The 24,703-nt window shown below is 57.6% G+C and carries 20 protein-coding genes and 1 pseudogene; 15 read left to right on the plus strand and 6 right to left on the minus strand.

Annotated features, from left to right (window positions below; translation table 11 throughout):
- Positions 1–128 precede the first annotated feature (128 nt).
- The 5 genes and pseudogenes from glmU to KF767_01890 all read left to right on the plus strand — a co-directional run bounded on the left by glmU (position 129) and on the right by KF767_01890 (position 7,214).
- Positions 129–1,568 (plus strand): bifunctional UDP-N-acetylglucosamine diphosphorylase/glucosamine-1-phosphate N-acetyltransferase GlmU, encoded by a 1,440-nt coding sequence (glmU, locus tag KF767_01870; GenBank protein MBX3016609.1) that lies wholly within the window; start codon positions 129–131, stop codon positions 1,566–1,568.
- Positions 1,569–1,571: 3 nt separating this feature from the next.
- Positions 1,572–3,458 (plus strand): glutamine--fructose-6-phosphate transaminase (isomerizing), encoded by a 1,887-nt coding sequence (gene glmS / locus KF767_01875; GenBank protein ID MBX3016610.1) that lies wholly within the window; start codon positions 1,572–1,574, stop codon positions 3,456–3,458.
- Positions 3,459–3,604: 146 nt separating this feature from the next.
- Positions 3,605–4,486, plus strand: coding sequence for a hypothetical protein (locus KF767_01880; GenBank protein ID MBX3016611.1), 882 nt, complete (start codon positions 3,605–3,607; stop codon positions 4,484–4,486).
- 60 nt (positions 4,487–4,546) lie between these two features.
- Positions 4,547–5,638 (plus strand): DNA polymerase IV, encoded by a 1,092-nt coding sequence (gene dinB / locus KF767_01885; GenBank protein ID MBX3016612.1) that lies wholly within the window; start codon positions 4,547–4,549, stop codon positions 5,636–5,638.
- Between the two features lie 1,171 nt (positions 5,639–6,809).
- Positions 6,810–7,214: pseudogene (locus KF767_01890) on the plus strand (hypothetical protein).
- A gap of 421 nt (positions 7,215–7,635) precedes the next feature.
- On the opposite strand, the gene KF767_01895 reads toward KF767_01890, so the two are convergent.
- Positions 7,636–8,808, minus strand: coding sequence for a benzoate/H(+) symporter BenE family transporter (locus tag KF767_01895; protein MBX3016613.1), 1,173 nt, complete (start codon positions 8,806–8,808; stop codon positions 7,636–7,638).
- Between the two features lie 106 nt (positions 8,809–8,914).
- On the opposite strand from KF767_01895, the gene KF767_01900 reads away from it, so the two are divergent.
- From KF767_01900 to KF767_01915, 4 genes are all read left to right on the plus strand, one after another.
- Entirely contained in the window at positions 8,915–10,453 is a 1,539-nt protein-coding gene (locus KF767_01900) for an AbgT family transporter (protein ID MBX3016614.1), read from the plus strand.
- A gap of 112 nt (positions 10,454–10,565) precedes the next feature.
- Positions 10,566–11,483 carry a restriction endonuclease gene (locus tag KF767_01905; GenBank protein ID MBX3016615.1) on the plus strand — a complete coding sequence of 306 codons (918 nt, stop codon included), beginning with the start codon at positions 10,566–10,568 and terminating at the stop codon, positions 11,481–11,483.
- Positions 11,484–11,730: 247 nt separating this feature from the next.
- The gene (locus tag KF767_01910) at positions 11,731–12,660 is read left to right on the plus strand and encodes an HNH endonuclease (protein MBX3016616.1); all 930 of its coding nucleotides are present in this window, start codon (positions 11,731–11,733) and stop codon (positions 12,658–12,660) included.
- Positions 12,661–12,664: 4 nt separating this feature from the next.
- Entirely contained in the window at positions 12,665–13,942 is a 1,278-nt protein-coding gene (locus tag KF767_01915) for an Hsp70 family protein (GenBank protein MBX3016617.1), read from the plus strand.
- On the opposite strand, the gene trmFO is transcribed toward KF767_01915, so the two are convergent.
- Positions 13,868–15,316 carry a methylenetetrahydrofolate--tRNA-(uracil(54)-C(5))-methyltransferase (FADH(2)-oxidizing) TrmFO gene (gene trmFO, locus KF767_01920; protein ID MBX3016618.1) on the minus strand — a complete coding sequence of 483 codons (1,449 nt, stop codon included), beginning with the start codon at positions 15,314–15,316 and terminating at the stop codon, positions 13,868–13,870. The genes KF767_01915 and trmFO overlap by 75 nt on opposite strands.
- Before the next feature lie 45 nt (positions 15,317–15,361).
- Here trmFO and KF767_01925 point away from each other — a divergent pair, with 45 nt between their 5' ends.
- Positions 15,362–15,802, plus strand: coding sequence for a DUF721 domain-containing protein (locus KF767_01925; protein ID MBX3016619.1), 441 nt, complete (start codon positions 15,362–15,364; stop codon positions 15,800–15,802).
- Between the two features lie 3 nt (positions 15,803–15,805).
- Here KF767_01925 and KF767_01930 read toward each other — a convergent pair whose 3' ends face one another.
- The 4 genes from KF767_01930 to KF767_01945 are packed head-to-tail and all read right to left on the minus strand — an operon-like array spanning position 15,806 to position 18,622.
- Positions 15,806–16,618 (minus strand): MCE family protein, encoded by an 813-nt coding sequence (locus tag KF767_01930; GenBank protein ID MBX3016620.1) that lies wholly within the window; start codon positions 16,616–16,618, stop codon positions 15,806–15,808.
- Positions 16,618–17,358: an ABC transporter ATP-binding protein gene (locus KF767_01935; protein MBX3016621.1), complete on the minus strand. Its 741-nt coding sequence runs from the start codon at positions 17,356–17,358 to the stop codon at positions 16,618–16,620. Before KF767_01935 ends, KF767_01930 begins: the two co-directional genes overlap by 1 nt.
- Positions 17,359–17,360: 2 nt before the next feature.
- Entirely contained in the window at positions 17,361–18,104 is a 744-nt protein-coding gene (locus KF767_01940) for an ABC transporter permease (GenBank protein MBX3016622.1), read from the minus strand.
- A gap of 23 nt (positions 18,105–18,127) precedes the next feature.
- Complete coding sequence (locus KF767_01945) at positions 18,128–18,622, minus strand: hypothetical protein (protein MBX3016623.1); 495 nt, start codon at positions 18,620–18,622, stop codon at positions 18,128–18,130.
- Between the two features lie 350 nt (positions 18,623–18,972).
- Between KF767_01945 and KF767_01950 the strand changes: the two genes are divergently transcribed.
- From KF767_01950 to fliF, 5 genes are all read left to right on the plus strand, one after another.
- A complete protein-coding gene (locus tag KF767_01950) occupies positions 18,973–21,771 on the plus strand; it encodes a tetratricopeptide repeat protein (GenBank protein ID MBX3016624.1) in 2,799 nt (932 codons plus the stop codon).
- Positions 21,768–22,145: a flagellar basal body rod protein FlgB gene (gene flgB, locus KF767_01955; protein ID MBX3016625.1), complete on the plus strand. Its 378-nt coding sequence runs from the start codon at positions 21,768–21,770 to the stop codon at positions 22,143–22,145. The genes KF767_01950 and flgB overlap by 4 nt, the downstream gene beginning before the upstream one ends.
- Positions 22,146–22,148: 3 nt before the next feature.
- A complete protein-coding gene (gene flgC, locus KF767_01960; protein ID MBX3016626.1) occupies positions 22,149–22,592 on the plus strand; it encodes a flagellar basal body rod protein FlgC in 444 nt (147 codons plus the stop codon).
- Positions 22,593–22,715: 123 nt separating this feature from the next.
- Positions 22,716–23,018, plus strand: coding sequence for a flagellar hook-basal body complex protein FliE (gene fliE, locus KF767_01965; protein ID MBX3016627.1), 303 nt, complete (start codon positions 22,716–22,718; stop codon positions 23,016–23,018).
- A 29-nt stretch (positions 23,019–23,047) separates the two neighbouring features.
- Positions 23,048–24,700, plus strand: a complete 1,653-nt coding sequence (fliF, locus tag KF767_01970; protein ID MBX3016628.1) for a flagellar M-ring protein FliF — start codon at positions 23,048–23,050, stop codon at positions 24,698–24,700.
- Positions 24,701–24,703 lie beyond the last annotated feature (3 nt).

Genomic DNA, 24,703 nt, shown 5'->3' on the forward strand with positions numbered 1-24,703 from the left:
ACATGCGGACCCAAGGACACAAAGCCCGTTCTGCCGGGCTGGACCGGGTGGGGTGTGGCGTGCGGGCTACGCTCGACAAGGGCAATTTCCGGGATGAATTTTCCCCTCGCCCGTGAGAGTTTAGGGCCATGAAAACAAACACGCCCGAATCCAAGCCCTGGACCGTGATCGTTCTCGCCGCGGGGCAGGGAAAACGTATGAAGTCGCCGTTGCCGAAGGTCCTTCACCCGGTCGCGGGTTTGCCTTTGATTCATCACGTGATCGAGTCCTGCCACGGCGCGGGTCTGCGCGACATCCGGCTCGTCGCGGGGGTGGGCCTACCGCTCGTGAAACAGGTTGTCGAACCCTTGGGCGTTCAGGTCTTCGTGCAGAACAAACCTCAGGGAACCGGGGACGCCGTTCGCGCGGCCCGGCCGGAAGAGCTGACCGGCAACGTCATGATCCTGAACGGCGATCACCCTTTGGTGCAACCCGAGGACTTGCGCGCGTTCATCACCCAATTCGAAGAGGACAAGCTCGATCTGATGCTCGTGACGACGATCCTGAAAGATCCGAAGTCGTTTGGCCGCATCGTTCGCAGCGGTGGTCAAATGCGCGCGATCGTCGAAGCGAAGGACGCTTCGGCGGAAACGCTGAAAATCAAAGAGGTCAACACCGGCATCTATCTTTGCAAGGCGGATCTGCTCGCCGAGCAATTGCCGAAAATTAAAAATAACAACGCCCAAGGCGAGTACTACCTGACCGACGTCGTTTCGATGTCGATCGACGATGGCGACAAGGTCGGGACCTGTGTCGGACCGAAACACGTTTCCGTGGGCGTGAACAACCAACTCGAACTCGCGCGCGCCAGCCGCTGGATGTTCGCATGGAAAGCGCGCAAGCTGATGGAAGAGGGCGTGGTCATCGTCGATCCGCGCACCGCTTACATCGAAAAAAATGCGCAGATCGGTCCCGGCAGCGTGGTCATGCCGAACGTCACGATCCGCGGGAAAAGCCGCATCGGCGCCTTCGTTTCGATCGAACCGAATTGTTACATCAACGACAGCGTCATCGCGGACTCGGTGCAGATCCGCGCGAATACTTACCTGGAAAGCGTGAAGATCGGCCTGAAAGCGTCGATCGGTCCTTTCGCGCGCTTGCGTCCCGACACCGAAATCGGCGAGGACGCCCACGTCGGGAATTTCGTCGAGATGAAAAAAGTGAAGTTCGGCAATAAATCGAAAGCCGGGCATCTGACTTATCTGGGCGATGCGGAAATCGGCCAGGAAGTGAACATCGGTTGCGGCACGATCACTTGCAACTACGCCGTCGACAAAAAGAAGTACAAGACTTACATCGGCGATCGTACGTTCGTCGGCAGCGACTCGCAGTTCGTGGCGCCCGTGCGGGTCGGCGCGGACGCGGTGATCGGTTCGGGATCGACGATCACGAAAGACGTACCGGATCGCGGCCTCGGCGTCGCGCGGGCCAAACAATTTACGAAAGAAAATTACGTCAAAATTCCGGATGCGAATGCGGAAGTCACGGCTCGCCCGAAGGGCGATTCGGATGAAGGAAAAAGGGGATAACCCATGTGCGGTATCGTCGGTTATTTGGGGGCGCAAAATCCCAAAGACGTCATTCTACAGGGACTGAAGAAACTTGAATATCGCGGTTACGACAGCGCGGGTGTCGCCATCTTGAACGATGGCCATTTCAAACGCGTGCGCGCGGAAGGAAAGTTGAAAAACCTCGAGGCCCGTTTGAATGAAGAGAGCTTCAATGGCCATTTGGGGATCGGGCACACGCGCTGGGCGACCCACGGCGTCCCCAGCGAACGGAACGCCCATCCACACCAAGTGAACGGCGTGAGCCTTGTTCACAACGGCATCATCGAAAACTACCTCGAGATCCGCGAGGACCTGCGCAAGCGGGGCGCGGTCATCACCAGCGATACGGACTCGGAATTGGTTGCGCACTTGGTGGCCGAAGAGGTCGTGAAGACCCAAGATCTGCGCCAAGCGGTCTTGAACGTCTTGCCGCAGCTGCGGGGAGCGTTTTCGGTGTTGGTCGTTTGGGAGAAGCAGCCGGATCGTTTGCTCGCGTTCAAGGACGGTCCGCCGCTGATCCTCGGCGTGGCCGAGAAACAAGCCTTCGTCGTTTCCGACGTGCAGGCCGCGCTCAATCAAACGCGTCAGTTCATCTACCTGGACGATCGCGAAGTCGCGGAAGTCCGCGCCGGCGGTTACGAGATTTTCGATCTGCAAGGAAAGCCGATCCAAAAGCCCATCACGACCATTGACTGGAATACCGAGCAGTCCGAAAAGATGGGCTACTCGCACTACATGCTGAAAGAGATCTACGAGCAGTCGCGCGCGGTGGCGGCGGCGCTCGCACCCCACGTGATCGCCGGTGAGGACCGCGTCGCTTTGTCGCGCGTGGGACTTAAGGGCGTGACTCCGCAAGCCCTCGAACAGTTGGATCAAGTGCAAGATGTCATCGAGACGGACGCCGTCTTCCGTGACGTTGAGCGCGTCGCGATCGTCGCGTGCGGGACCAGCTACTACGCGGGGCTCTACGGAAAATATTTGATCGAACGTCTGGCGGGTCTTTCTTGCGAAGTGGACGTCGCCAGCGAGTTTCGCTATCGCCATCCCGTGCTGACGCCGAAGACCCTCGTGATCACGGTTTCGCAAAGCGGAGAGACCGCCGACACTCTGGCCGCCGTCCGTTTGGCGAAACAGCAGGGTTGCCGCGTGCTTTCGATCTGCAACGTGCGCAATTCTACGATCGACCGCGAGGCGCACGGCCATCTGTACATGAATACGGGAACCGAAGTCGGCGTCGCCTCGACCAAGGCCTTCACCGCGACGCTCGCGCTGTTCAACCTCGTGGCATTATCCATGGGTCGGGCGCGGGGCCGCGTGAACGAAGCCGAGGAGAAATCACACGTCGCGGCTTTGCTCGCGTTACCCAGTCAGATCGAAGTCGTGCTCGCTTTCGACAAGTATTTTATGGACGCGATCGAGGACTTCCGCACGCACAAGGGTTTCCTGTACATGGGACGCGGGGTGAGTTACCCGCTCGCGCTCGAGGGCGCGCTGAAGATGAAAGAGCTCGCGTACCTGCACGCGGAAGGCTACGCAGCCGGCGAAATGAAGCACGGGCCGCTCGCACTGATCGACGAAAAGATGGCGATGGTCATGATCGTCCCGCAGGACGATCTGTACGAAAAAACCATCTCGAACCTCGAAGAAGCGAAGGCCCGCGGCGGTCACATCATCTCGATCGGAACCGGCGACGATGAGCGTTTGAAGTCGGTCAGCCACCGTTACCTGGCTTTGCCGAAAGCGCACTGGGCGACGAACGCGATTCTGGCGGCGGTGCCGCTGCAGTTGATGGCGTTCCACATGGCGCAGGCGTTGGGACACGACGTGGATCAGCCCCGCAACCTCGCGAAGTCGGTGACGGTGGAGTAGCCACCCCACTGGCCAGTGGAGTAGCCACCCCGTCATCCGTCCAGAATCTTGACGGGAATTGCACAACCAGCCCCCTTGATCAGGGGCTGTCGTGCGGCTTCGTTTCTCATACACTGTCATGCGATCCACACCATGGAAGGGGAAGCATGATGAGTTCAGGTCTTTTTTTACGTTTTCAATTGAGTCTGCTCGCGGTCGCGGGCCTTGCGGGCTGCGCCACGCTGCTGATGTTGCCGGATGCGGTCAACGAAGATCACTACCGCGCGCAGGCCGGTGATTTGCGTCCGCAGATCGACGCGAAAATGAAAGTCATCAGTTCGGGCGGTCGGGTGACGGCCACCGGTGGGAAGCAGATCGGAATCCTTCCCGTGGTTTACATCTACGACGCGACCAACACTTTGAAACCGAATGAAGAGGCCTACTACGTCTCGATTTTCAATAACGGCAGCGGCTCATGGGTGCGTCCTTTCGCGGTTTCCGCAAGCAATGCGATTCGCGACGAACTGAAAGCGCGGGGTTTCGAGCCTTTCATTTACGCGAACTCGGATTTCGAAAAGCTCGGCATGAAACAGGTGAATGAGGTCGTCGACAAAGAAATCTTCGGAACGCAATTTCGTGCGGTCGCGTACAACGGCGATAGCGACGAGACGAACTACGCCATGACGGATATCACGCGTTTCCGAAACGCGATCGTAAGTGATGTCGAAGGCGTGATGTTCATGAAGATCAAAGCGGATTGGGAGCCGTCGTCGGCCAATACGATGAACGGGGACATCGTGATGAATACGGGCGTGAAGCTCGGCTACGAGATCGTCCTGTGCGGCCGGGACTCGGGTTGCACCAGCCTGCAAACACCCTTTGAAAACGGACTCGGCACCAATCTGTTCATGCCCAATCGCAACACCATCGACCGCGAGGGGCGTGACAAGAACTACGATTTCTTGAGGTCTCTGCATGGGGATCAGCTCGCCTTGATCGTCAAATCGGCGTTCCGTAAAATGGATGCCCAGGGTGCGTTCAAAAAATAGAGGTCCGGGCCGGGCTTGACTCCGGCCTTTCGATTTACATATAATCTACACATGAGCCGAGTGAGGAAGATCCTGCACCTGGACATGGACTGTTTCTACGCGGCCGTCGAGATCCGCGAGAATCCCGCTTTGCGCGGGAAGCCTTTGGGCATCGGCGGTCCCGCGAATTCGCGTTCGGTGCTGACGACCGCAAGTTATGAAGCCCGCAAATACGGCGTGCGCTCGGCGATGCCGTCGTCCCAGGCCGTGCGTTTATGTCCGGGCTTGATTCTGATCTCTCCCCGGATGTCGCTCTACAAACAGGAAAGCGCGAAGGTCTTCGAGATCTTTCGTCGCTTCACCGACAAGATCCAGCCGCTCTCTTTGGATGAGGGTTATCTCGATGTGACCGACATCGCCCAAGAGCCCGGCGAGGCGACCCGCATCGCGCGCGAGATCCGGCGTCTCGTGAAAGAGGAGCTGGGGCTGACCGTCTCGGCGGGGGTCGCGGCGAATAAGTTTTTGGCGAAGGTCGCCAGCGACTGGCGCAAACCCGACGGGCTTTTCGTTTTGCCTCCGGAAAAGGTCGCCGAGTTCATGCCCTCTTTGAAGATCGAGAAAATCCCCGGCGTGGGACCGAAATCGATCGTGAAGTACCACAAGCTGGGGCTGCACACCTGCGGCGATTTACAGAAGCTTTCGCTTTACGATTTGAAACGCCATTTCGGCTCGTGGGCTTTCGATCTTTACAATTTGTGTCGCGGCGAGGACCACCGCGAAGTCGACGTGAGCTGGGATCGGAAGTCCTTCACGGTCGAAGATACGCTCGACCGCGACGTCGCGAACTTCGAAGAGGCCCGCCCGGTCATTCATCGCATCTACCATGATTGGAAAACCCGTTTCGAAAAGCGCGACTTCAAGCCGCTGATCCACGGGGCGCTCGTCAAAATCAAATTCAACGACTTTCAGCGCACGACCTGCGAACGTAAGATCACGGACATGCCGAGCCTTGCGGACTTCGAGAATCTTTTCATCGAGGCGTGGAAACGTTCGGATAAACCCGTGCGGCTTTTGGGATTGGGCGTGCGGTTGGCGACACCTTCGGAGCGGGTACCGCAGCTCAGCCTTTTCGGGGAAGAAACGCCCGCGAGTGTCGTCGCGGGCGCCTCTTGATTCTTAACGGATCGAAATCGTTTTACCTTGCCAGAGCGGGATGCGTCCCGCCTTCGGCGCTTGACGGAAAACTTCCAACGAGACGGTGACCGAGTCACCGCTGGCGAAGTGCTCCAGCAGATTGGCGTCGCTGACGCCGAGCTCACGGAAGGTCAGACGGTAGTTACCGTCCGCGCCCAGCGCGAGATCGTTTCGATCGAAGCTCCGGTCCTGCATGTAGGCGGTTTTGCCGCCGCTTTTCCGCGAAGTCGAAATCTTGTAAGTCGTCTGCACGTCGGGGTGCGCGGGCGCCAGATCCTGGAACACCAGGGTCGCGGCGTCTTGGCTGCCTTCGATGTCGACGATTTTGATTTTCGAATTGTCCTTTTGCACATTCAGATCAAGGACGCCCGTGTAGACGGTCTGCACTTGGAAGTCCGTGGAGCCGCCCGCGATGACGATTCCCTGGCGGTTCACATCGAGCAGCACTTGCAGCTTCTTTTCTGCCGGGAGCAGCACGGGGAGTTGGATCTGCACCCAACCCGCCGCAAGGTTCGCCGCGGAGCTTTGCACTTGCGTCAGGATCTGGTCGGCGTCGTCGAGCACCGTCACGCGGTAGTTCGTGACGACGCGGTTCTTGCGACCGTTGTCCTGGAAGCGCACCGACGAGGGCGCGTTTCCGGGAACTTGCAGTTGCAAACCTTGGATCGTGACGGAACCCAGGTCGCCGGGCGTGTACTTCGGCGTCAGTCCCAGCTCAATGACGATCAGACCGGGAGTCACGTCTTGACGGAGAACTTGGTATCCATAGACGGAATCCAGAATCTGCAGGTTCACTTGCGGCGCTTGCTCCGATCCGGTCAGCGTCAACTGAATGCTCTCGCGTTCGCCGGCATTCAATGTCGCTTGCGCCGGGAAGATCACGGTCACCGGTTGCGTCCATTGATGATCGAAGACCTCGCGGGTTTTGGTCACGCAGCAACGGGTTTCGGTGCGGTACTTCGTGACGGTGCGGGTGCGCTGCTCACGACGGTAACGGGTTTCCTCGCGGTACTTCGTGACGGGGCGAGTTTTGCGCACGCTCTCGTAGCCGCATTTTTCGCGCGACACGGGCACTTGATGACACTTCTCGACCTGACGGCAATCGCGGCCACCGGGTTCGGTATGACAAACGCGGCGCGGGCGGCAGTCGGGGCGGTCGGGACGACCCGGGCGATCAGGACGGTCGGGGCGGTCAGGGCGATCGGGACGACCCGGGCGATCGGGACGGTCAGGGCGATCGGGACGACCCGGGCGATCGGGACGGTCAGGGCGATCGGGACGACCCGGGCGGTCGGGGCGATCCGGACGATTCGGGCGATCTTCGCGGCCCGGGCGGTCTTCGCGACCGGGACGGCCGGGCCGACCGGGGCGCAGTTCTTCGCGGTTGTCGGCGTTGACGATTCCGCCTTGGACCAAGAAGGCGATCCCGCCTTCGACATCCGAGTCGGCCATGGCGCCAAGTTCGATGTGGCCGCGGCAGTCGTTCACGATTTCGCAGCGTTCACGGCCGGGACGATTCGTGCACTCGGTTTCGGTGCGGCATTCGCGGCGATAATCGGTCTCGCGACGGCAGCGATACTCTTGCTCCCAATAGTCTTCGTAGTCGGTGTAAGGAACGTGTTCGGTGTACGGGACGTTCTCGAAATAGGTTTCCGTGGTTTGATAAGGAACCTGCTCGGTGTACTCCGCTTGATAGCTTTCCGTCCGGTAGATGTTTTTTGCGAGCGTGGTTTTCAATTCGGCGAGGCCCGCCTCCCGAATCAAAGTCTGCTGCGGCCCATCGACGGGTGCGGACAGAACCGGGTTGGCGAACGAACTTGCCGAGTAAGCCAGCAAGAGCGCGTGTGTCATGAAAGTACGAAAGGCCATTTTGACTCCCCTTGTGTGGTGACGTGCTCCAATGAGCAAGGCTTATGCCTTCCATCACGGGGTCAAAAGGAGTCTGAATTCACGAAACACGAAACATTCGAAACGCATTAGCGGCGAAAGTTCAGGATCGACTGCACGGCGATCCCGGCGACGAGGCCCCAGAAGGCCGAACCGACACCGAAGAGCGTGAGCCCCGACGCGGTGACGGCGAAGGCGACGAAAGCCGATTCACGGTATTCGTCGCGCGCGAGCGTCGCGTGCAGTGAGGCGGCGACGGTTCCTAAGAGCGCCAGCCCCGTGATCGCCAGCACCATGTCGCGCGGGAAGGCCGCGAAGAGCGAGGTGATCACTCCCGCGAACAAACCCAAGAAAATATAGAGGACGCCCGAAACGACACCCGCCATGTACCGACGTTCGCGATCGGGATGGGCTTCGGGACTCATCCCGATGGCCGCGGTGATCGCCGCCAAATTCAAAGAGAATCCGCCGAACGGCGCGATGATCAGGTTTCCCAATCCCGACCAAGTCAGAATGGGTGAAACCGGAGTCTGGTACCCGAACGTCCGCATCGTGGTCACGCCGGTCAGATTTTGCGAAGCCATGGTCACGATGAAAAGCGGCGCGCCCAGATTCAAAATCGCGCGCCACGTGAACTCCGGAGCGACGAACGAAAATTCGGTCGCGGTGAGACGGAACTCGTCGAGCTGCAGAAGATCGAGTGAAAGTCCGAGCAGGACCGCCACCACGAGAACGCCCAGCATGCTGACGCGCGGGAAGAAACGTTTGCCGATGACGTAGGTCACGAACATCGCGCCGATCAAGTAGGGTTGGGATTTCATCGCCGCGAAAGTCTCGAGTGCGAAGTGCAAAAGAACGCCGGCCAGTAGCGCCGAGGCGAGTGGTACGGGAATCCGGTTCATGATGCGATCGAAGATGCCGGTGACTCCCGTCAGCAAGATCAAAAGGCTCGAGACCATGAAGGCGCCGACCGCTTCATTCAGTGAAAGCCCTTCCATTCCGGTGACGATCATCGCGGCGCCGGCGGTGGACCAGGCGATCAGGACGGGGGCGCGGTACCACAAACTCAAGCCCAGCGATAAAACGCCGACCGCAAGCGCGAGGCTTCCCAACCAACTTCCCGCTTGGGCCGTCGTCGCGCCCGCGCTGATCGCGGCCTGATAGACGAGGACCGCAGAGCTCGTCACGCCGACCAGGGTGATCAACAGTCCGGCAACCACCGATTGCAAAGAGAAGTCTTGAAGCCATCGTTTCAGAATCATTGCGATGGATTGTCCTCTTCCCCGTGTGAAGGGTCAATGAAGCCGCGTGCGCCCTTGATTCCGTCACGGAAACGCGGTCGACTGCGGCTTAATAAGGAGACGATCGATGAAGCGATTGCAAAACATCCTGGCGCGGGTGGAACGCGCCGGAAACGCCCTTCCCCATCCGGCCATCCTGTTTCTGATCCTTTCGGGGGCGGTCATCGTCATGAGCGGCATCGTGAAGTGGTTCGCGATCGAGGCCGTGCATCCCGTCACCAAAGAGGCCATCGTCGCGACGAATCTGCTTTCGCTGGGCGGCCTTCATTTTCTGCTGACCGATCTCGTGAAGAACTTCACCGGCTTCGCGCCGCTGGGCTCGGTCCTGGTCGCGATGCTGGGTTTCGCCATCGCGGAAAAGTCGGGACTGCTCGCGACGCTCCTTCGCTGGATGGTGATGAAGGCGGGGCGCAAACTTTTGGTCCCCGCCATTTTGATCGCGGGGATCGTCTCGCATACGGCGGCGGATCTGGGGTACGTGCTTCTGATTCCGCTGGCGGCGTTGAGCTTTCATGCGGCGGGGATGCATCCGCTCGCGGGTTTGGCGGTGGGTTTTGCGGGCGTCTCGGGGGGCTTTGCGGCGAACTTTCTTTTGGGCGCCATCGATCCGCTACTCGCGGGGTTGAGCCAAGAGGGCGCGCGCATCCTGGATCCGAACTATACGGTGTCACCGGTTTCGAACTACTACTTCTTCGCGGCGTCGAGCGTTTTGATCGTCGGGGTGGGAACCCTGATCGCCAATCGCATCACGATTCCTTTTCTGGGAAAATACGGCGGTGAGGCACCGGCTCCCGTACAGGCCCTCACGTCCCCAGAGAGAAAAGGCTTGATGGCGGCGGGAGTGACCAGTCTGATCCTGCTTGCGATTTTACTTCTGGGCCTCGTTCCCGAGAGCGGATTTTTGCGCGATCCCGCTTCGGGCAGCGTGATCTCGTCCCCGGCGATGAAGGGCATTGTCGCGATCATCTTTATCTTCGGATCGTTGACGGGCCTTGCGTACGGTTGGGCGGCGGGCACGATGCGCGGCTCGAATCAGGTCGTCGGCGCGCTCCAGGACGCCATGGTCACGATGGCTCCCTATTTGGTCCTCGTGTTCTTCGCGGCGCAGTTCATCGCGCTGTTCGCGGCATCCAATGTCGGCTTGATCTTCGCGGTTCACGGTTCGGACGCGCTGAAGGCGCTGAATATCGGCCCGGTGCCGCTGATGATCGGTTTCATTCTGTTCACCTGTTTGCTCGATCTTTTTGTCGGTAGTGCTTCTGCGAAGTGGGCGATGATGGCGCCGGTGTTCGTGCCGATGTTCATGTTGTTGGGAATTTCCCCCGAACTTTCGCAAGCCTCCTACCGGGTCGCCGACTCCGTGGTGAATATCATTTCGCCGTTGATGCCCTATTTCCCCTTGGTCCTCGCCTTCGCCAATAAGTATGACAAAGACGCGAAGATCGGTACGGTCCTGGCGCTGATGCTCCCGTACTCGCTGGCCTTCCTGCTGTCGTGGTCGATCATGCTGTTCGTGTGGATGGGTCTGAATCTACCGCTGGGTCCGGGCGCGGGTCTGCGCTACGAAATCCCGGCGGCTCCGGCGGCGGTGGCGCCAGGGGAGTAGGACGGGGGGCCGTAGGTCGAGGCCATTTAATAAAGATTGAGTTGATAGAGCCAGAGGGGAAGTCCGATCATTTGTCTTGGGTCTCAGATCTTCGGGACAAAGAGGAGTTCGTTTGGCAATTCCGGATTTTCAAACTTTGATGCTGCCGGTTCTAAAATACATAGGCTCTAAAGAGCTTGCGGTGTCCAAAGATGTCATCGAGGAAATGATAAAGGAATTTCGTTTGACGGATGCGGAGCTGAACGAGCTCCTGCCCAGTCGCACTCAACGCGTGATTGATAATCGCGTCTATTGGGCGCAAATCTATCTTCAGAAAGCGGGTTTGGTTGAACGGCCGGCAAGAGGTCGCTATCGGATCACGGAGCAAGGTCAGAAAATGCTGGCATCCAATCCTACTCGCATCGACATCAAGACGCTGAATCAGTATCCGGAGTTCGTTCGATTCAAAAGTCTTTCCAAGAAAAGCTCGGAGGAAAAATCAAGTTCCTCGGATATCGATCAAAAAATTGAAGATGCTGATCCTCGAGAAGTGCTCGAAGCCAGTTATGATAAAATGAGAGCATCCGTTTGCGATGAACTACTAAATACGGTTCGGAAAATCGATCCAACCGATTTCGAGCGCTTGGTCGTCGATCTTTTGCAAAAAATGGGATATGGCATTGATCTTCAGTCGGTCGTTCATCGAGGCCGATCCGGCGACGGCGGTATCGACGGTGAAATCAGCCAAGATCGTCTCGGTCTTGAAATGATCTATATTCAAGCGAAGCGTTACCAAGAGGGGGCGGGTATCGGGCGGCCTGCTATCCAGCAGTTTGTGGGCAGTTTGAATGAACGAAAGGCGAAGAAAGGTCTTTTCATCACGACGTCTCATTTTTCCGCCGACGCCTACGAATATGTGAACCGGATCGACGTGCGCATTATTCTGGTCGATGGAGAGAAGCTCGCCGAGCTTATGTTCGATTATGACCTTGGTGTCGCGACGGAGCAGCGGTATCTAGTTAAGAAGTTAGACCAAGACTATTTCGAGTGATCGGGCTGACGGTAAATTTCGATATGAAAAATCTGTTCCTGTTTTCTCATTCTTGATTATTTCGTTGACCGGTTTTTCGGCGCGCGAGGATTGGCTGTACGCTGCGATATTCAATGAGATCGAGATTTTCGGATTCGCGCCGATACGAAGCGCACCAAACGCCTTCTTGAGACGATAGCAAGAATCGAGATTGTGTCCCGTCATCTCGTTAAAAGTTCACTCAAAAAAGCCGTGCTAGATAGAGCTCATGACGAATCAAGAGCTGCACCTCAAAATCAAGTCCATCGCGAAAACCTATCTGCAGATCGAAGCAGATCTCGTAGCACTTCTTATCGAGATGGATCGGCGGCGATCATTCCGGGATCTTGGGTACGCGAGTCTTTTCCAGTACTGCGTTTTGGAGTTAAAACTGTCCGAAGCGGTCACGTCCGCATTCATCACGGTCTCGAGGAAGGCGGCGATTGTTCCCGATTTGATGGAAGCCCTCGAAACCCAAAATCTAACTGTTTCCAAAGCGGCGAAGATCACGGCCGCACTGGATATACAGCACGTCGAAGATGCGAAGAAAATTATCGCGTTCGCCTCCCAGCACTCCTCCGCCGAAACGGAGAAGTGGCTTCGCGAGAAAAAGGGGATCGAAACCCTGCATACGTTAAAGCTGGACTCGGCCACAATGGCGAAGCTCAAAAAAGCGCGGAACCTCACCAAGCGCGATTTCACCCTTGAGGAGACCCTCGGCCTTGTGCTTGATGAATACGTTCAGAAACATGACCCGCTCGAAAAGGCGAAACGCAGCCTCAATAAAGGGCGCTCCCCCGATACGAAATCCACCCGCGAAGACTCAAGGCCACTTCCGCGAGACGTTGGTTCCTCTCCATCGGTTGGAGGTTCCGTGATGCGCTCCATGTCTAAACCGGTTAAGCGCCGTCCACTCCCGACGTCGGTCAAACATTTCGTGATCCGCCGAGACCAAAACCGCTGTACCCAAGAGATTCGCCCCGGCGTGCGGTGTCAGCATACGAAATTTCTCGATCTCCATCATCGCCGACCTGTCCATGATGGTGGCACCGACGAACCCGCTAATCTCGAGCTCCTTTGTGGCGCGCACCACCGGATGCGGCATGGACTGAATTCGGGAACAACTCCTTGTCCAATCGGATACCCCCGGCGACAATAACCGAATGACCGCGCCGCTCACGCTCGCCATCGACTTCGGAACTTCCAACTCGCTTGTGGGCGCGGCCCGTGGGGACGAGCGCATCGAGGCGCTCCCGCTCGATCCGGCGGCGAAAGATCCGAGCCTGATGCGAACGCTGCTTTACTTCGTGAACTCGCGCGAGTGTTACTTCGGTGCGGATACGATTCCGAAGTACGTCGAAAACGAAATGGAGGGGCGGCTTTTCCGGTCCTTCAAGTCCCATCTGCCGAATCGGAACTACAGCGGCACCATGGTGGGCGAGCGGGTGATGTCGCTGGAAAATCTGGTGACGACGTTCCTGCTGGAACTCAAACGCCGCGCCGAAAGCGAGCTGGGCGAAACGGCCGAGCGCGCGGTCATCGGTAAACCCGCGCGCTACTCGCTGGACGACGAGGTCGACGCCTTCGCGCTGAAGCGGATGTCCCGCGCGGTGGAAGCCGCCGGCTTCAAAGAGTACGAGTTCGTGCCCGAGCCCCTCGCAGCCGCGCTGGATTATCGCCGTGGATTGACGGAAGAGAAAATCGTCCTGATCGGTGACTTCGGTGGGGGAACTTCGGACTTCACGCTGATGCGTATGGGCCCCTTTGACTATCAGGCGTCGGATGTTTTGGGCATCGACGGTTGCCCACTGGCGGGGGATGCGCTCGATTCGCTTTTCATGAGTAAACGCCTGAACAAATTTCTGGGCGCCGAAGTGCAGTACCGCATGTCCATGAGCAACAACTGGTTGACCATGCCGCCCACGGTGACCGAGCGCTTGAACCAACCCGCGCACATCGTGCATCTGAAAGAGAAGGCGACCTACGAGTTCATCCGCGAGGTCCGCAAGGGCGCACCGAACGAAAAGGACCGCGAAGCGATCGATCGATTGTTCGCGTTGATCGAAGACCAGCAGATCTTCGCTTTCTTCGAGAAGATCGAGGCCACAAAGCGACGCCTTTCCGACCGCGAGATCGCGACTTTTGAGTTCGACTATCCGGACATCGAGATCCGCACGGACTTCCTGCGCGAAGAATTCGATGAATGGTCTGAAGCCACGATCGCCAAAATTTTCGCGTCCATGGAAGAATGCCTGAAGAAGGGCGGGGTCACCGCCGATCGGGTGGATTTGATTTCGCTGACGGGCGGAAGTTCGCAGGTGCCGAAGATCCGCAAAGAATTTGAAAAGCGTTTCGGGGCCGCGAAGCTACAGACCCGGTCGCAGTTCCACTCCGTCTTGAGCGGTTTGATCGAGTCCGCCCGTCTGTTCAATTTGAAGTGAATCAACGCGAAGTAGTTCCACGCCATTGGCCTCAAGACCCGCGTCTTGCCAGGCTTTGAAGGCGTCACGCGCGCGCGCCAATTGACGTGCTTTTTTGTCGGCCTTCTTTTTGATTTTCTTGCCGTTGTCTTCCGACATGGGCGGGAACAGACCGAAGTTGATGTTCGTCGGTTGGAAATTGTCCGCGCGGTCGGTATCCAGGATCGCCGCCAGAATGGAGCCCATCGCCGACGCTCGCGGCGGCGCTTGGATGCGTTGGCCCCGCAGCTTCGCGTCCACAAAACGTGCGGCCAGAAGTCCCATGCAGGTCGATTCGAAGTAGCCCTCGACGCCGGTAATTTGGCCCGCGAAGAAAAGGCCATCGTCTTTCCGGCTGGATAGATCCGGATTCAAAAGCGAAGGCGAATTCACGAACAGATTGCGGTGAATGCTACCGAGCTTGAGAAATTCGGCGTTTTGCAAACCGGGGATCATGCGGAAGACGCGCGTCTGCTCGCCGTAGGCCATGCGCGTTTGGAAACCCACCAGGTTGTAAGAGGTGCGATCGCGATTTTCCGCGCGCAGCTGCACGACCGCCCAAGGTTCGCGATCCGTGCGAGGGTCGCGCAGACCCACGGGTTTCATGGGACCGAAGCGCGGGGTTTCGGGACCGCGATCGAACATCACCTCAATGGGCATGCAGCCTTCGAAGAAGGCGGTCTTTTCGAAATCCTTCGGCTCGATTTTGCGCGCGGCCATGATCTCGGCGGTGAAGGCCTCGTACTCTTCTTTGGACATCGGGCAGTTCAAATAATCCGGAGTGCCTTTGTCGTAGCGGTCCGCGGCCCAGACGATATTCATATCCAGGCTGTCGGCGTCGACGATGGGCGCGATGGCGTCGAAGAAGTACAGGAAGTCGCCGCCGAAATGTGTCCGCAGCGATTCGCTGAGTTCCGGCGAGGTCAAAGGACCCGTCGCGATGATCGCGGGGCGGGGGACGTCGTCGAGGGATTTGATCTCTTCCGCGCGCACTTCGATGCGGGGATGATTGCGGATGCGTTCGGTCAGATCCTTCGCGAACAGCGCGCGGTCGATGCCCAGCGCTTGGCCCGCGGGAACGGCGTTGGCGCGGGCGGCGGCCAGCACGAACGAGTTCAGTTGTTCGGCTTCCCATTTCAGCTGACCGGGCGCGGATTCGGGCGACAGGCTGCCGAAACTATTCGAGCAAACGAGCTCGGCGAAATCGCCGGTTTTATGGGCCGGAGTCATGGTCACGGGCCGCATTTCATGGAGGATGACGGAGTGCCCCAAATCAGCCAATTGGAGGGCGGCTTCGCTGCCCGCCAGGCCAGCTCCCACCACGTGGATTTGGACGTCCGATTTCGCGTTTTGCATGACTCTCCTGTTGATTCCGGACCGGCTTTTGACCATGGTCAGGGCATGGATCCGAAGTTTCCCCTGAAAGGCAGTGACGCCGTCCTACAAGGGCTTTTTGAGAATGGCAACTCTCCGCTCTCGGCGCCCTTTCAGCGTTGGAAAATGTGGAAACGCTGGCCCGAATTCGTCGGCCCGACGATGGCGGAAGTGACCGAGCCCGTCGGTCTGCAAAAAGGCACGCTCTACATCTGGGTGAAAAATTCGACGTGGATGCAGCAGGTGTCGTTCTTGAAAGAACAGCTGCGCGTTTCGCTCAATCAAAAGCTCGGTCAGAAAAATACGATCCGCCGGATACAGCTGACCTTGAATCGGAACCTGGTGCCCCAAGATCCCGAGGCCCTGGCTCAACTGAAAGAGACGATCCAGAAACTGGGTGCCGATCCCGACGCTCCGAAAGCCGACATTCCGCCCGAGGATTTCAATCCCGGCGGCGAGAACCGTTAGCGTCTACTTTCCGTCCGACTTCTCAATCGTTCCGCGAATGACCGACTGCATGTACTGACGGCGCGGGCTTTCACCGATCAGCTGCTTCAGCTGCTGGTGCAGCGAAGGATCGTTGATCAGGGCGCCGAGGGTGCCTTCGCCTTTGTCGACTTTCACCAAAATGGAGTTCAGTCGCGTGAGGGTCTCTTTGATTTTCGCGGGATTGTCGCCGCGAAGTTCTTGCATCAGCTGCCGCGTTTCTTTCGACATCGCTTTGAGTTCGTTTGTCGATTCGTAAACGTTCGTCATGATCCGGTCCATGCGACCTTCGCCGTTCAGCGCGATCAGAAGCTTCTGCGTTTCGGCCAGGATGTCGAAGACGCGACCGGCTTCACCGCCGCGTTCACTCAAGACGCCCATGAAGTCCGCGCTCGAGTTCGGCTCCAGATATCCGGCGTCTTCCAGGCGGGGACCCGCGAGGTCGCCGGGGATGATGTAAACGAATTTGTCGCCCAAGGCCCCTTGCGTGCGGACTTCGATGGTGGAGTTTTTCGGAATCCGCGCGAGTGAGGCCTCTTCGATGCGCATGTCGAGGATCAGCGCGTTTTCGCCGTCCGCGAAACGAATCTCTTTCACGTTCCCAATGGTCATGCCGGCCAGGCTCACGACGGAACCTTTCGCGAGTCCCTGCACCTGCGACATCTTCGAGTGAACCGTAACGTAAGACTTGAAAAGCGCCGAGTCCCCACCCAGGACCATGATCGACACCAGAACGGCGAGGAGGCCGAGACCCAAGAAGACGCCGATTTGAACCTGTTGGCTGCGGTTGGATTCCATTACAGCACTTCTCCTTCAGCAAAATTGCGAATGGGGTGATCCATCTTCGCTTGAATCTCTTGGGGCGTGGCGATGGCCAAAATACGTCCGTTCATGATCATCGCGATCCGGTCGCAGACCGCGAACGCGACGGGCATGTCGTGCGTGACTAAGATGCCGGTTTTTCCCATACGTTTGAGTTGCAAAATCATCTCGGAAATCCGTTTGGTGTTGTAGGGATCAAGACCCGCGGTGGGCTCATCGTACAAGATGACTTCGGGATTCATGATGATGGCGCGGGCCAGGCCTAGGCGCTTCTGCATCCCGCCGGAAAGGCTCGACGGATAGATCTTTTCGTTACCGGTCAGCCCGAATTCGCCCAAGAGGTGCGTGATCTTCTCGGCGATCTCGGGTTCGCGCAAATTCGTATGTTCGCGCAGCGGGTAGGCGAGGTTTTCATAAACGGTCATGGAGTCAAAAAGCGCCCCACCCTGAAAGGCGTAGGCGACTTTCTTGCGGATCGGGATCAAATCGCGCTCACGCAGTCCGGTGATGTCTTGGCCATCGATCAAAATGCGTCCGGCGTCGGGTTTCATCAAACCGATCAACGAGCGAAGCAGAACCGACTTTCCGGTCCCCGAGCCGCCGATCAGTCCCAGGCATTCGCCTTCGTGGACGTCGAACGAAATATCCCGGTGAACCGTTTTGGTCCCGAAACTTTTCGCAAATTGGACGACCTCGATGACCTTGCGCACGCGCACTCCTAAAACAGCAGGAACAACTTCGTTAAAAAGAAATCACCCACCAAAACCATGATCGACGATACGACGACCGCTTTCGTGGTGGCCAGTCCGACTTCCTTCGTGCCTTCCTTCACGTTCAGGCCGAAGTAGCAGGCCGTGATGGAAATGAAGATCGAAAAGAAAACGCATTTGCCGATGCCCGAAAACAAATCCTCGAGCGTGAGGGTCGTCATGACCTTCTGGGCGTAGAAGCCCGCGTCCAGACGCAGCTCGGTCACGCCGATGATCATCCCGCCCAAAACGCCGATGATGTTCGCGAGCGCGGCGAGCAGCGGCAGGCAGACCAAGCAGCCCAGCACGCGGGGGATGACGATCTTGCGGATGGGCGAGGTGCCCAAAGCGCGGATCGCATCGACCTGTTGGGTGACGACCATCGAGCCGATCTCCGAGGCCATGCCGGCGCCCACGCGCGCGGCGACCATCAGGCTCGTGAAAACGGGTCCCATTTCCCGCAGGATCGACAGCGAGACGATCTTCGGGACGTATGGTGCGCCCCCGAATTTCGCTAGGCCGATTCCGAATTGCAGGCTCATCACCATGCCGGTGGACAACGCGGTGATCAGAATCAAGGGCATCGAGCGGCTACCGATCTGGAAAATCTGATCGGCGAAAAGACGCCATTCGAGTTTCGTGCGCCAGAGCTCCGAGACGACTTGTTTCGTCAGCTGGCCGTAGCCACCGATGAAGAGCAAGCTGTCTTCCATGAAGGAGGTCAGGCGGAATTTCATTACGGAGCCTGGAAGCTTTCCAGAAAGCGCCGGTAGGCGGCGACTTCCTGATCGAAGTTCACGGTCCGGGCGGTGTAGGTGATCAGGTACGAGCAGCCGTTGCGTTTGAAGACCAAAGCTTGGGTCTTCATCGCGATGCCGTCGAGCGTGCCGGTGGCGACGGTTTCCAGGGCGGCGCGGGCGTTGAAGAATTTCGTGTCCTGCGAGACGACCTCGCGATCGCGCAAGACCGCGAGCGATTCGTTGGTCAGGTTTTCGAGCGACATGGGCGGCTCGGGGCACTCACTCAGGTACGAGATCGTGTTGCCGGTCTTCGTCGACTGCCAAGCTTGGTCGGCGGCGGTGTCTTTGATCGCGGTGAAAGAGCCATCGGGAACGCCGGCGCGCACGTTTTCGGCGCGACCGGGTTTCTTCGGACCGATGTTCACGGACACGCACCCCGTAAGGCAGGTCAAAAGCAGGCAGAAAATGGCAAAAACACGCATCCGTTGCATGGGTGGTGGTGGCTCCTGATGTTGCCGATTTTTCGGCAGTTTTTGAGTTTTGCTGCATCCCTTCGACTTGTCGAAATGTTTTTCTATCAGTTCGTCGAGTGTCAGTGTTTTGTCGGCACCGACAAAAATGCGTGCACGAAGCCTGGCGCGATTTGCGATCCCTGTTTCATAATCTCGCCCTTCCTCCAGTTTTGATCTTCTGTTTCAGGACCTAACTCGAGGCCCACGCACGAACCCGACTTGTTGAGGGTGGTGGCACCGGAAATGCTTCTTTCACCACTCAGTACACGAGTGTGAGGGGAACCCGCCGAAAGTCCACGGACTGACGGCGGGTGCTTAAGAGGGGACCGATGCGGACTTGGATTTCATTTTTCCTGATGGTGATGACCGGATTGTCGGCAGCGACCGCTTCGGCCGCGGGCGTGGATGCCAAGCTGACCCATTTCGGTGAAACCTTGCACCTGGAACTCCGTGGCCGCGATAACTGGGTCTACGACATTCAAAAAGCCGAAGACAAAGGCAAGGTCGTTTACAGCGTGCAAGTTCCCGCACTCGATGCGGGTTCGATCGCGGCGTTTTCGAAAGTTAAATTTCCCGGTCTGGAATCCGTCGTCGTCGACGCGGGGACCGACTCGAACCAGGTTCTGAAGTTCACCTTCAATCCGGCCAAAGGCGCGCGGATCGATCATTTCGACTACCTGACCGACAAACCTTCGCGTTTGATCGTCGACTTCTTCAACGACACATCGGCCGCGAAGAAACCGAAAGCGGCGGAAGCACCGTCGGTCCCCGCGCCGAAAAACGAAAAAATCGTTTCAAAAAAGGGAGCCCCGGCCGAAGCGGGCCGTAAACCCGCGAACGACGTCCTCGTCATCGGGCCGCAGGGCCCCTTGCAGACCTCGCTCGATCCGTTGATCGCCACGCCCCAGCCGTTGCAACCCCAGACCGGAATCTTCGACGGAGCCGATCCCGATTTTTCGCGTTTCGCGATCCAGGATTTCGAAGTCAAAGAGTCGGCGATGATCGCAAGTAAGCAGAAAGTTTACGTCGACTTCCCGATCCTGCATTTGAAGCCCGACGAGCTGAAGCTTTTGCAGTCAAAAGCGCCGGTGTACGAAATCGACGCGAAGGATAACGACGAAAACAAACAAGCCCGCCTGCTTTTGACCTTGCGTAAGAATAACCGTAGCGAGGTTTTCCAGAAGACCGCGAAGTGGTTCTTCGACAAATATCCGAAGTCGGACTACGCGGAAATTCTGAAATTCATGTGGGCGGACGTTCTCTATGACCGCTGGAAAGAAACGGGCAAGGCCGAAGATCTCGACGTCGCGATTCAAAAATACGAAGAGGCGATGAAAGAGTTCCCGAATTCCGCGTTGAACGAGCGCACGCAGCTTTTGGTGGCGTACTCGCAACTCGAACGCGGGGACGCGTTGGCCTCGCTGCAAGCCTTCCAGGCCCACTCGCGCAAGTTCCCCGAGTCCGCGAACAAGGACCTGGTCAAAATCGCGATGGCCGAAGCCTACGCGCAGCTGAATCGTGGCGACGACGCGCTGAAAATCTATGATGACGTGATCAAAAACGCCAAGCGTCCCCAGGACCGTATTCGCGCGTCGTTCCTGCGCCCGGACATTTTGTTCCAGCAGAAAAAGGATAAAGAGGCCGCGGACGCCTACCGTAAGCTGCGTGATCAGCATCCGAACGAGTACCTGGACTATCCGAATGCGGCTTTCAATCTGGCGGCGGCGGAGTTCCGTTTGGGGAACCACCGCGCGAGCTTGGACGCGCATCTCGACTTCGTGAAGAAGTTCCCGACGAACTCCTATTCCGGTTACGCGCTGACTCGCGTGGGCGAACTGCTCGAGATTCTGGGCGCGGATCCTTCGCGGGTGATGGGCGCTTTTCTCGAGACCTATTTCCGCTATGGGTCCACTCCGGGGGCGGTGGTCGCGCGTTTACGGATGCTGTCGTCGCGGATGCGCGGCATGAAGCAACAGGAGTTGGAAAAGGCCGTTCAAGATATCATGAAGCTGGCGCAGGACTCGAAGCTGCCGAAGATGGATCAATTCGCGACCATCATGGTGGCCGACGGATATCACGACCGCGGCGAGTACGAAAAATCGTTGAACCTGCTGCGCGACTTCTATCAGAAAGATCCGACGACCGCGGACACGGGACTTCTGACCCAGCGGATCGTGCGTAATATCGCCGATGAAATCCATTCACAGGTGGAAAAAGGCGAATTCCTGAAGGCGATGAACACGCACCAGAAATATTCGGCGGATTGGCTGCGCAATAGCAACCGCGTGGACGTGCAGTACGATCTGGCCCGCGCCTTCGAGCAGTCCGGAGTCCAAGACGAAGCCGAAAAGCTTTACCGCGAGTCCTTCAACCGGATTCTGGCTCTGAAGGGAACTCCGAAAGAAAAAGAAGTGGGCGTTTTCGAGAAGGTGCCTTCGACGGACGAGATCCTGTTGCGGATGGCCGCGGTGAATATGAACCGCGATCAATCGCAGCTTGCGTTCAACAATCTGAAGGACATCAAAAGTCCCGAAAAGCTGACCGAAACCCAGCAAATCGAGCGTATCTTGCTGGCGGCGAAACTTTACGATCAAAAGGGTGAACCCGCCACGGCGATCCGTTACCTGACGGAACTGGTGAAAGCGTGGAAGGGGATTCCGGTCCTGGTGGCCGAGCCCTATTACAGCCTGGGACAAATGGAAGAAAAGCTCGGTCAAGTGGATGCCGCCATCGCGAGCTATCGCCGCGTCGATGAGCTGATGCGCGATTCGGGAAAGGTTTCCGAGAAGACCCATGCTCGCGCATTGGAAAATATGGCGCGTTTGCAACAGACGACCAAACAAACGGACGAGGCGATTGCGACCTACAACCGCCTGCTCGAGACCTACGAAACGAAGATGCCCCTGGATTCTTTGCGCTACAAGTTGGGACGCATCCACTTCGATAAAGGTGAGATGCAAAAGGCGTCTGACGTTTGGGGTAAACTGGATCGCGATAAAAGTTCGTTCTGGGCCAAGATGGCCGACGAAAATTTGAAGTCTTCCAAATGGAACGACGACAATAAAAAGTACCTGCGCCGGTTGCCGGCCAGTGCCCAGTCCGATGGTAGTGCGAAGGAGGTTCCGTGAGTCTATTCGATAAAACGTCACTGGCGCTGCAGACCGCAACGAATTTGCGCAAGCTGCGGCAAGAGCTGATCTCTTCGAACATCGCCAATGCCGAGACTCCGGGTTTTCACGCGAAGAAGATGGACTTCGAGGCGGCGCTGGACAGCGCGGTGAACGGCATCGGCGGGGCGGGCGGTCACGAGTCGGCGATTAAAAACGTACGTCCCGACATTTACGACAATCCCGAGGCCATCACTTCGAACGACGGCAACACCGTGAACATTGAAAAAGAGATGGCGGCCCTCGCCGAGAACACCGTTCTTTATAAGGCGGCGATTCAGCTCATGAACAAAAAACTCGCGGCCTTGCGGTACGCGGTCACGGAAGGACGATAAGCGATGTCGCAGTTCTTTTCGGGTTTTCGGGTCAGTAGTTCGGGGATGGCGGCGCAACGGATGCGCCTCAATACGATTTCTTCCAATATTGCGAATATCAATACGACGAAAACCCCGGAAGGTGGCGCCTACCGCCGCAAGGACGTGGTTTTCCAGTCGATGCCGGACGCGAAATCTTTCGGTGAAATTTTAACCGATTCGAACCCACGTTCCGACGTCCAGAGAGTCCAGGTCACCGACGTGATCTCGGATACGCGGGCGCCCTTGCGTAAGCACGAGCCCGGGCACCCCGACGCGGACGAGGAAGGCTACGTTTCATACCCGAACATCAATCTGATGGAAGAGATGACCAATATGATCCAGGCCACCCGCGCTTACGAGGCCAACGTCTCGGCGATGCAGGCGGCGAAAGATATTGCACTCTCTAGCCTAGAGATTGGTCGATAGGGTCTTTTGTAGGATCGAGTCTTAGGACTATAATAGGGAATAGGAGTTTTGACCATGGACGGTCTCACTTTTAAGAACACGCAAATCCCCGCGGGGGGCAATGGAATTTCCGATTCGAAATCGATGGAAATTTCCGGCTCCCAACGTCGGTCACTGCAAAATGAAATTTCGGCCGCGCCCTCTCTTTCTTCGAGCGCCGCTCCGGGAGCGAGTTTCGCGGATACCCTCGGCCAAGCCGTGCAGCAAGTGAATCAGCTGCAGAAAAACGCCGACACCGCGATCACGAATCTGGCGACCGGTAAGACGGACAACATCGCCGACGTCATGGTCCAAACCGAACAAGCGGATATCGCGCTCAAATTGATGATGCAAGTCCGCAACAAGATCATCGACGCGTATTCCGAAGTCATGAAAATGCAGGTTTGATTGTTAGTTAGATCCCCGGGGGGAATGGGTTGAACACGTTTTTTGCTAGTCTTTCAAATCAGTTTCGTGAGTTCTTTCGTGGCTTGGGTCCGACCAAACGGATGTCCATTATCGCCGCGACGCTGGTCTTTTTCTTAGCCGGCGTCGTGATGACGGTGATGGTTTCGGGACGTGACTACGTGACTCTGCTCACGAATGTTCCTTCCGATCAAGTCGCGCTCATCGCGCAGAAACTGAACGAAAAGAACGTCCCCTTCCAACTCCGTGATGAGGGGAAAACAGTCGCGGTTCCGGCGGAGCTTTTGCACTCCACGCAGATGGCGTTGATGGCGGAAGTGGGTTCGGCGAAACTGGGCACGATCGGTCTGGAAGTCTTCGATAAACAAGACTTCTCGATGAACTCTTACGCCCAGCGCGTGAACTACCAACGCGCCCTGCAGGGTGAATTGATCCGTTCCATCAACACGTTGACCAGCGTTCGCCAATCGAAAGTTCTTTTGGCGTTGCCGGCGAAGAAGACCTTCCTCGAGGATTCAGGGCAAGCGACGGCGTCGGTCGTGGTGGAGCTTCACCCCGGGAAATCCCTCAGCGCGGACCAAGTGCGGGGGATTCAGTTCTTGGTGGCCAGTTCCGTGGAAGGTCTGAACGCCGAAAAGGTCACGGTCGTCGATGACCGCGGCAAAATGCTGACCCGGTCGGGCGATATCACGACTTCGGGCACCAGCGAAATCTTGGATTTGAAGCGCAAAATCGAATCCGATCTGGAAGAGCGTATCGAGGCGCTGCTTGCCAAAGTGGTCGGGCAAGCGAAAGTGGTCGCCCGTGTGGATGCGACCTTGAACAACAAAATCATCAGCGCGATCGAAGAGTCCGTCGACCCGGAGCAGACCGCGATCCGTAGCCAGCAAACGGAAGAGGAATCTTCGGAAGGTTCGCGCGCGAATCCCACCGGCGTGCCTGGATCACGGAACAATATTCCCGGCGCGGGCGCCGAGGGCGAAGCCGTGAGCTTCCGTCAGGGCGTGCGCAAGGAAGTGAAGAACACCGCTTTCGAAGTGCCGAAAACCGTGAAGAATATCCGCGAGATGGCGGGTAACCTGGAGCGCATCAGTGTCGCGGTCCTGGTCGACGGCGTTCAGCAGAATATCACGAAGGAAGACGGCACCATCGAGAACAAGTGGGTGGCGCGCTCTCCGGAAGAGATCACCAAATACGAAGCATTGGTGCGTAACGCGATCGGTTTCAGCCAGCAACGTGGCGACTCCGTGAAAATCGAGAACATCCAGTTCATCGCCGAGGACTTCAGCGAAGCCGATCGGCTGCTAACGTCGCTGGAGCGTCGCAAGCTGCTGCACGCGTTGCTGAAATGGGCGCTTTTGGGTTTCAGCTTGGCGCTCTTCTTCTTCATCGTCGTTCGTCCCTTCATGCAGTGGATCACCGACAGCTTCCAGGACTCGGTCGAAGAAATGCTTCCCCGCACCATCGAAGAGCTCGAAGAGCTTCAGGCGGTGGACAATACTTTGCCCGGTATGAGCTCCGCGCTGCCGATCCTCGAAGAGTCGATCGATCCGGACAAGGCCGAAACCGAGCTGCTTAAAGACCGCATTTTGGCCATCATGGAACGCGATGACGAAAAAGCATCCAGTGCGTTCGGCATGTGGCTAGTCAGAAAGGACGGCTAATCC

The organism is Pseudobdellovibrionaceae bacterium (assembly GCA_019637875.1).
In the GTDB taxonomy this organism is placed as follows: domain Bacteria; phylum Bdellovibrionota; class Bdellovibrionia; order Bdellovibrionales; family Bdellovibrionaceae; genus JAHBUW01.

Coding starts and splice junctions, on each gene's coding strand:
- KF767_01940 (MBX3016622.1), bottom strand. CDS start 18,104: ATGGAAGACAGCTTGCTCTTCATCGGTGGCTACGGCCAGCTGACGAAA.
- flgC (MBX3016626.1), top strand. CDS start 22,149: ATGTCGCAGTTCTTTTCGGGTTTTCGGGTCAGTAGTTCGGGGATGGCG.
- KF767_01950 (MBX3016624.1), top strand. CDS start 18,973: ATGCGGACTTGGATTTCATTTTTCCTGATGGTGATGACCGGATTGTCG.
- KF767_01945 (MBX3016623.1), bottom strand. CDS start 18,622: ATGCAACGGATGCGTGTTTTTGCCATTTTCTGCCTGCTTTTGACCTGC.
- KF767_01925 (MBX3016619.1), top strand. CDS start 15,362: ATGGATCCGAAGTTTCCCCTGAAAGGCAGTGACGCCGTCCTACAAGGG.
- KF767_01915 (MBX3016617.1), top strand. CDS start 12,665: ATGACCGCGCCGCTCACGCTCGCCATCGACTTCGGAACTTCCAACTCG.
- fliE (MBX3016627.1), top strand. CDS start 22,716: ATGGAAATTTCCGGCTCCCAACGTCGGTCACTGCAAAATGAAATTTCG.
- glmU (MBX3016609.1), top strand. CDS start 129: ATGAAAACAAACACGCCCGAATCCAAGCCCTGGACCGTGATCGTTCTC.
- trmFO (MBX3016618.1), bottom strand. CDS start 15,316: ATGCAAAACGCGAAATCGGACGTCCAAATCCACGTGGTGGGAGCTGGC.
- KF767_01910 (MBX3016616.1), top strand. CDS start 11,731: ATGACGAATCAAGAGCTGCACCTCAAAATCAAGTCCATCGCGAAAACC.
- KF767_01930 (MBX3016620.1), bottom strand. CDS start 16,618: ATGGAATCCAACCGCAGCCAACAGGTTCAAATCGGCGTCTTCTTGGGT.
- KF767_01880 (MBX3016611.1), top strand. CDS start 3,605: ATGATGAGTTCAGGTCTTTTTTTACGTTTTCAATTGAGTCTGCTCGCG.
- KF767_01900 (MBX3016614.1), top strand. CDS start 8,915: ATGAAGCGATTGCAAAACATCCTGGCGCGGGTGGAACGCGCCGGAAAC.
- glmS (MBX3016610.1), top strand. CDS start 1,572: ATGTGCGGTATCGTCGGTTATTTGGGGGCGCAAAATCCCAAAGACGTC.
- KF767_01895 (MBX3016613.1), bottom strand. CDS start 8,808: ATGATTCTGAAACGATGGCTTCAAGACTTCTCTTTGCAATCGGTGGTT.